The 5,998-nt window shown below is 66.7% G+C and carries 7 protein-coding genes; 5 read left to right on the top strand and 2 right to left on the bottom strand.

The window, feature by feature from the left end; translation table 11 throughout:
• The coding region (locus Q0L54_RS02775; protein WP_366937925.1) for a PIN domain-containing protein at window positions 1-371 on the bottom strand (371 nt) is incomplete at its 3' end.
• 69 nt (window positions 372-440) lie between these two features.
• Between Q0L54_RS02775 and Q0L54_RS02770 the strand changes: the two genes are divergently transcribed.
• The 5 genes from Q0L54_RS02770 to Q0L54_RS02750 are packed head-to-tail and all read left to right on the top strand — an operon-like array spanning window position 441 to window position 4,475.
• Window positions 441-803: a PaaI family thioesterase gene (locus Q0L54_RS02770; protein WP_366937924.1), complete on the top strand. Its 363-nt coding sequence runs from the start codon at window positions 441-443 to the stop codon at window positions 801-803.
• A gap of 56 nt (window positions 804-859) precedes the next feature.
• Entirely contained in the window at window positions 860-1,936 is a 1,077-nt protein-coding gene (locus Q0L54_RS02765) for a branched-chain amino acid ABC transporter permease (protein WP_296665342.1), read from the top strand.
• Window position 1,937: 1 nt separating this feature from the next.
• Window positions 1,938-2,912: a branched-chain amino acid ABC transporter permease gene (locus tag Q0L54_RS02760; protein ID WP_296665340.1), complete on the top strand. Its 975-nt coding sequence runs from the start codon at window positions 1,938-1,940 to the stop codon at window positions 2,910-2,912.
• A complete protein-coding gene (locus Q0L54_RS02755; RefSeq protein WP_296665339.1) occupies window positions 2,905-3,750 on the top strand; it encodes an ABC transporter ATP-binding protein in 846 nt (281 codons plus the stop codon). Before Q0L54_RS02760 ends, Q0L54_RS02755 begins: the two co-directional genes overlap by 8 nt.
• Window positions 3,747-4,475, top strand: coding sequence for an ABC transporter ATP-binding protein (locus tag Q0L54_RS02750; protein ID WP_296665337.1), 729 nt, complete (start codon window positions 3,747-3,749; stop codon window positions 4,473-4,475). Before Q0L54_RS02755 ends, Q0L54_RS02750 begins: the two co-directional genes overlap by 4 nt.
• 204 nt (window positions 4,476-4,679) lie before the next feature.
• Here Q0L54_RS02750 and Q0L54_RS02745 read toward each other — a convergent pair whose 3' ends face one another.
• Window positions 4,680-5,957 carry an ABC transporter substrate-binding protein gene (locus Q0L54_RS02745; protein ID WP_296665335.1) on the bottom strand — a complete coding sequence of 426 codons (1,278 nt, stop codon included), beginning with the start codon at window positions 5,955-5,957 and terminating at the stop codon, window positions 4,680-4,682.
• Between the last annotated feature and the right edge of the window lie 41 nt (window positions 5,958-5,998).

Here is a 5,998-nt window from a genome sequence, read left to right as displayed (position 1 = left end):
GCGTACGTGGCGAGCAGATCGTCCGCCTCGTAACGAGGCTTGTCGACCGCCGTGACGCGGAGAGCGCCCAACATCTCGCGGATCAACGGCACCTGAGGCTCGAACTCCGGGGGCGTCGCATCACGCGTGCCCTTGTACGAGGGCAGACGCTCGGTGCGAAAGGTGCCGCCCGGCAGGTCGAAGGCCACCGCGACGTGCGTAGGTCGATGGTCCTTAAGGAGCGTCGCGAGCATGGTGGTGAAGCCGTAGACGGCGTTGGTCGGCACCCCGGTAGACGTGGCGAAGTTCTCGACCGGGAGGCCGAAGAACGCGCGGAACGCCATGGAGAGGCCGTCGACCAGCAGGAGTGTTCCCTTGGTGGATTCGCTCACAGATGCCAACCTATCCCTATGTCAGACGCCGAGGTCTCCCGTCCGGATCCACCCATGGAGGATGGGCTGATGGCCCGGATGGGCATCACCATCATGGAGGTGACCGCCGACATCGCCGTGGGCACGATGCCCGTCGCCGGCAACACCCAGCCGTATGGACTGCTTCACGGCGGCGCCTCCGCGGTGCTCGCCGAGTCGCTCGGCTCGCTCGCCGCGATGGCGCATGCCGCACCCGACGGCATCGCCGTGGGCATCGACCTGTCCATCACCCACATGCGGAGCGCCCGGACCGGAGTCGTGACGGGCACGGCCACTCCCCTGCACCGCGGTCGCACCATCGCGGTGTACGCGATCACCATCGAGAACCAGGAAGGGCAGATCGTGTCCCACGCCCGCCTCACGTGCGCGATTCGCCCAGCAGGGGCCACATGAACGAAACATGTCTGCGGTAGGTTGACGAACAACCCGGACCTAGGAGAGGGGCACACGTGCTGGCGACTCTGGACCGACGAACGCTGCTCAAGGCGGCACTCGTCTTCGTGATCGCGGCGATCGGATTCGTCGCGGTCGTCACATTGGGGGGCGGCGCAGAAGCCGCCTCTGCCGACCCGGAGGTCGCCACCACCGCGGCCACCACCGCTGCGGGAGGCAACATCCTCCTGCAGAACCTCTTCAACGGTGTGGTCTTCGGGCTGCTCCTGGCGCTCGCGTCCGTGGGGCTGTCGCTGATCTACGGCACCACCGGCCTCAGCAACTTCGCCCACGGCGAGATGGTGACGTTCGGCGCGATGATCACCTTCTTCCTCGCGACGCAGCAGCCGGTGTCGCTGCCCCTTCTCCCCTTCTCGTTCACCGTGGGCCTACCGCTGATACCCGCCGCCCTCATCGGAATCTCGATCTCGGCCGGGTTCGGGTGGCTCCAGGACAAGGTGATCTGGAGCCAACTGCGCCGCCGCCGCGTCGCGATGGTGCAACAGATGATCGTCAGCATCGGCCTATCGTTGGCGCTCGTGAACCTGATCCAGTGGTGGATCGGCGGCCGCCCCGTGCGCCTCACAACGTCGATCGACCCCCGGAACCAGTACGGACCCATCTCCGTGGGCAACGTGACGCTGATGTCGATGGCAATCGCGATCGTTGCGCTGCTGGGGGTCGCCTACTTCCTCCAGCGCACCCGCCTCGGCCGCGCGACCCGCGCGGTGTCCGACAACCCCGCTCTGGCCTCGGCGTCCGGTATCAAGGTCGACTCGATCATCCGCATCGTCTGGGTCATGGCGGCCGGGCTGGCCGCGCTCGGCGGCATCCTGCTCGCGCTGTACCAGCAGGGCATCGGGTTCGATGACGGCACCCAACTGCTGCTGTTGATGTTCGCGGCCGTCACGCTCGGCGGCCTCGGACACCCCTACGGCGCGCTCGTTGGGTCGCTCATCATCGGCATCGTGGCGGAGGTCTCGACGGTGTGGCTGCCGCCCGACCTCAAGTTCGCAACCGCGCTCGGGATCCTCATCGTGGTACTGCTGTTCCGCCCTCAGGGCATCCTCGGCAAGTCGGAAAGGGTCGGCTGACATGGACATCCTCTTCGACGTGCTGCGCACGGCCATCGCGCCGTCCACCGCCGCCTTCGCGCTCGCCGCGATCGGCCTCAACTTCCACTTCGGCCTCACGGGCCTGCTCAACATGGGTCACGCCGGGTTCATGCTGCTCGGCATGTACGGGTTCGCGATCTCCCTGCAGGCCGGGTGGCCCATCTGGCTGGCACTGATCGCGGGACTCGTGGCCGCCGGCGTCTTCGCGCTCCTGCTCGGTTGGCCCACATTGAAGCTGCGAGGCGATTACCTGGCGATCGTCACCATCGCGGCTGCCGAGATGGTGAGGTTCCTGGGCCGATCCCAAAGCCTCAAGGACCTGACCGGCGCCTCCAGCGGGATTCGCGGCAAGGACTTCAAGGAGCCGTTCGAGCTCCTGTCGCCGTTCCCTGACCGCATCGTGGAGATCGGCCCCTTCTCGCTGCACGGTTCCCGATCCTCATCCTGGTGGCTCACCGTGGTGACCTGGTCGCTCGTCTTCCTGTTCGCGGCCATCTACTGGCGCCTCGCCTCGTCCCCCTGGGGCCGCGTGCTCAAGGGCATCCGCGAAGACGAGGACGCGGTCCGCTCGCTCGGCAAGAACGTCTACTCGTACAAGATGCAGGCGCTGGTGATCGGCGGCATGATCGGAGCGCTGGGCGGCATCACCTGGTCGCTCGGAAACTCCGTCCAGCCCGACTCGATGGGCCGCCCCACCACCTTCTGGATCTGGACGCTGCTGTTGCTCGGCGGCGCGGCGACGGTCTTCGGTCCGGTGCTCGGCTCAATCCTGTTCTGGTCCGCCCTCACGCTCGTCAAGAGCGTCGCGTCCGCCCTGATCCCGTCCGACGTCCTGGCCCCCACCGAGCTGGAGCCATTCTCGCTCGTACTGGTGGGCGTGACTCTGATGCTCCTGGTGGTGTTCAGGCCGCAGGGCGTGCTCGGCAACAAGAAGGAGCTGGCGTTCAATGGCTGACACCGTATTCACCTCAGTCCCTCGCGAGCCCGGGGCCGTCAAGCCCAATGCCATCTTGGTCGCCGACGGCGTCACGAGGCGCTTCGGCGGGCTCACAGCGGTCGACGTTGCGCACTTCGAGGTCGAGCGCAACTCCATCACCGCCCTGATCGGCCCCAACGGAGCCGGCAAGTCCACATTCTTCAACCTGCTCACAGGTTTCGACAGCGCGCAGGAGGGCGAGGGCACGTTCGAGGGCCGGCCGCTGCGGGGCATGTCCCCGGCCAAGGTCGCCCGCGCGGGCATGGTACGAACCTTCCAGTTGACCAAGGCGCTCAACCGCATGACGGTGATGGAGAACATGCGCCTGGGCGCACAATCTCAGCCCGGCGAGAACCTCGTCCGCGCCTTCGTGCCGCCCCTGTGGGCCACGCGCGAGCGGGAGATCTCGGAGCAGGCACACGAGCTGCTTCACCGCTTCAAGCTGTATGAGAAGCGGGAGGACTACGCGGGATCGCTGTCGGGAGGGCAGCGCAAACTGCTCGAGATGGCGCGCGCGTTGATGTCCAAGCCCACGATGGTCATGCTCGACGAGCCGATGGCCGGCGTGAACCCGGCGCTCACCGAGTCGCTGCTCGACCACATCGTAGAACTCAAGGAGGACGGAATGACCGTCCTGTTCGTGGAACACGACATGCACATGGTGCGCCGCATCTCCGACTGGGTGGTGGTGATGGCCGAAGGCAAGATCATCGCCGAGGGCCCGGCCAACACCGTGATGGCGAATCGGGCGGTGCAGGACGCATACCTGGGATCCCATCACGACACCGACCTGTTCGAGGAGCGTGAAGAAGCATGACCGACCACCCCGTCATCCTCGACGCGGACGATCTCATCGCTGGTTACCTGCCCGGCATCAACATTCTCAACGGGTGCTCGATGGAAGTACGCGAGGGCGAGCTCATCGGCATCATCGGCCCCAACGGCGCCGGCAAGTCGACGTTCCTCAAGGCGCTCTTCGGCCTGGTGCCGGTGCGCGACGGATCCGTCACGCTCGCGGGCGAGGACATCACCAACCTGCGTGCCGACCAGCTTGTCAAGCGCGGCGTCGGGTTTGTGCCGCAGACCAACAACGTCTTCCCGTCCCTCACTATCGAGGAGAACCTCGAGATGGGCGCCTACCAGGCGCACAAGAGCTTCAAGAAGCAGATGACGAAGATCGGCGACCTCTTTCCCGTGCTGGTCGAGCGCAAGAACCAGCGTGCCGGCTCGCTGTCCGGAGGCGAGCGCCAGATGGTGGCCATGGCGCGGGCACTGATGATGGACCCGCAGGTGCTGCTGCTCGACGAGCCCAGTGCCGGCCTGTCCCCCGTGCGCCAGGATGAGACGTTCGTTCGCACTCGAGACATCAACCGCACGGGCGTCACCGTGATCATGGTGGAGCAGAATGCGCGTCGCTGCCTGCAGATCTGCGACCGCGGCTATGTGCTCGACCAGGGCACCTCGGCGTACACCGCGACCGGCCAGGAGCTGCTCAAGGACCCGAAGGTCATCGAGTTGTACCTGGGCACGCTGGGCGCGTAGGAGGCATCACATCGGCCTTGGGGCCGGTCCGTCACGGCGGGCCGGCCCTTCGTCGTCTCCGCGCCGCCGCGCGGGTACTCCTCCGAGTCGCACCGGCCCGCCACGTCCGCCATCCCGGTCGGAACGACGCGCGGGCGGGCGTGCTAAAGGGCCCCCGGCCGGAGCCGGGGGCCCTTCGAACAGCGCGTTCCTCAGGAGCCTGGATCAGGCCTCGGGAACCTCACCGTAGACCGTGTCCAACAGCGAGTAGGTGTTGTCCTCACCGTACTGGTAGACACCGATGTAGGCGCTCGACGGGTCGTTGTCCGCATTGAATGGACCAACACCAGAGATCGCCATGTAGTGGATCTCCTCGCCGGCGTCGAGAAGCTCGACGCAGGCCGCGAAGCCGGTGCACTCGGTGCCACCGGTTGCGCCGGACACTGCCGCCAGGTTGTCGGCGATGGTCTGACCGTCGGTCGCACCACCCTTGACGGCAGCGAGGGCCGCCAGCATGACCGCGTCGTACGACTCGGCGCCGTAGGCGTACTCCGAGAGCGCCTCGCCGTAGGCCTCGTCGAGGCGCGCACGGAAGTCGTCGGCTGGCGAAGCACCCGGCAGCGTGCCCTTGGCTCCGGTGAGGGCTCCGGGGTCGAGCTCGTCCGAGCGGTCGGCAAGGTTGCCATCCACGAAGTAGAGCTTCGAGGTGTCGAAGCCCGCCGCGACAAGCTCAGGGATGATCAGCGACGTCTGGTCGAACGCGATCAGCACGATCGCCTCGGGGTTGGTCGCGAGGATCGCCTGGACGTCCGACTGGAAGCTGGAAGCCGCCGGGTCGAACTCCTGGCCCGCCTCACCATAGGTGAGCGCGCCACCCGCGGCCACAAGGGTCTCCTTGATGACGTCACGCAGCGACGTTCCGTAGTCGTCGTTGAAGACGAGGATTCCGACGTTGGTGTAGCCGTCGTCGAGCAGCAGGTTTCCCATGGCGTTGCCCTGGACCGTGTCCGGCGGGGCGGTGCGGAAGTAGAACGGCGAGTAGCCCGAGAGGCTCGTCGCGGTGTTGGCGGGCGAGATCTGCACCACGCCCGCGTTGGTGATGTCGTCGATCGCGTTCAACGTCACGGAGGACGAGGCCGCGCCCACGACGACGGAGACGCCGCCACCGAGGAGCTTGGTCACGGAGTCCGACGTGATCTGCGGGTTCGCCGTGTCGGACGAGTCCTCGTGCTGGACGGTGACATCCATGCCGTTGATGCCGCCGGCCTCGTTGATCTCGTTGACAGCAAGGTCGACACCCGCGATCTCGGGCGGGCCGAGGAACGCGAGCGAGCCCGTGATGGGCAGCAGCGAGCCGATGGCGAGAGCTTCGCCCGTCATGGCGTCGCCGGTGGGCTCAGTGCTCGAGCCCTCGTCGGACGTACCGCTCGAACATGCGGCTAGGGACAGGGTCGCGACGGCGGCGAATGCCGCGCCACGGGCGATGGAATTCCATCGTGCCATTTGTTTCCTCCCACTTGGCGAGACGATCTCGCCTTGGTTAG

The sequence above is a fragment of the Demequina sp. genome (genome assembly GCF_024642165.1).
Classification (GTDB): domain Bacteria; phylum Actinomycetota; class Actinomycetes; order Actinomycetales; family Demequinaceae; genus Demequina.
The sequence above is the reverse complement of the archived record's forward strand: the minus strand, read 5'-3'. Positions and strand labels throughout refer to the sequence as shown.

What these genes read in the sequence shown, in the direction of transcription:
- Q0L54_RS02760 (WP_296665340.1), top strand. Translation starts at nt 1,938, where the DNA reads ATGGACATCCTCTTCGACGTGCTGCGCACGGCCATCGCGCCGTCCACC.
- Q0L54_RS02755 (WP_296665339.1), top strand. Translation starts at nt 2,905, where the DNA reads ATGGCTGACACCGTATTCACCTCAGTCCCTCGCGAGCCCGGGGCCGTC.
- Q0L54_RS02750 (WP_296665337.1), top strand. Translation starts at nt 3,747, where the DNA reads ATGACCGACCACCCCGTCATCCTCGACGCGGACGATCTCATCGCTGGT.
- Q0L54_RS02770 (WP_366937924.1), top strand. Translation starts at nt 441, where the DNA reads ATGGCCCGGATGGGCATCACCATCATGGAGGTGACCGCCGACATCGCC.
- Q0L54_RS02745 (WP_296665335.1), bottom strand. Translation starts at nt 5,957, where the DNA reads ATGGCACGATGGAATTCCATCGCCCGTGGCGCGGCATTCGCCGCCGTC.